The 630-nt window shown below is 33.3% G+C and carries 1 protein-coding gene; it reads left to right on the top strand.

Features of this window, described 5'->3' with window-relative positions; translation table 11 throughout:
• Positions 1-481 (top strand): hypothetical protein (locus HP556_RS00100; protein WP_478134394.1); only part of this gene is annotated, 481 nt, incomplete at its 5' end.
• Positions 482-630 lie beyond the last annotated feature (149 nt).

Raw genomic sequence — 630 nt, 5'->3', positions numbered from 1 at the left:
TTCGACAGAAGAGTTAGTTGACTATACAGCCAAGCTTGCAGAAACGACTTTTTTAAAGGACGGTTATCACATTCAAACATTAATTTTTTATGATAAACAATTCCATCCAATTGATTTAATCAATACAACATTTGAAGATCAAGCAGATAAATATATTTTTTGGCGTTATGCAGCTGACAGAGCCAAAATAACAAATGCCTATGGCTTCATTTGGATATCAGAGCTATGGCTCAGAAAAGCAAGCATCTACTCCAATAAACCAATACATACAATGCCAATTATAGATGAAAGACTTCAGGTAATTGGAATTGATTCAAATAATAATCAAAAATGTATTTCATGGAAAATAGTTAGAGAAAACGAAGAAAAAAAACCGACTTTAGAAATATCAACAGCAGACTCAAAACATGACGAAAAACCATATTTCATGCGTTCAGTCTTAAAAGCAATTGGCGGTGATGTAAACACTATGAACAATTGAGTCATAGAACTTCCATTATTCTCCTGAAGATAATAATCGCCAAATAAACCAATACTCAGCTTTACAATATACTAACTAACCGCAGAACGTTATTTCATACAACGTTTCTGCGGCATATCACAAAACGATTACTCCATAACAGGGACAGC

The sequence above is a fragment of the Tardiphaga robiniae genome (genome assembly GCF_013359755.1).
Lineage (GTDB): Bacteria > Pseudomonadota > Alphaproteobacteria > Rhizobiales > Xanthobacteraceae > Tardiphaga > Tardiphaga robiniae.
Note: the sequence above shows the minus strand (reverse complement) of the source record. Positions and strands in the feature narration are given on the sequence as shown.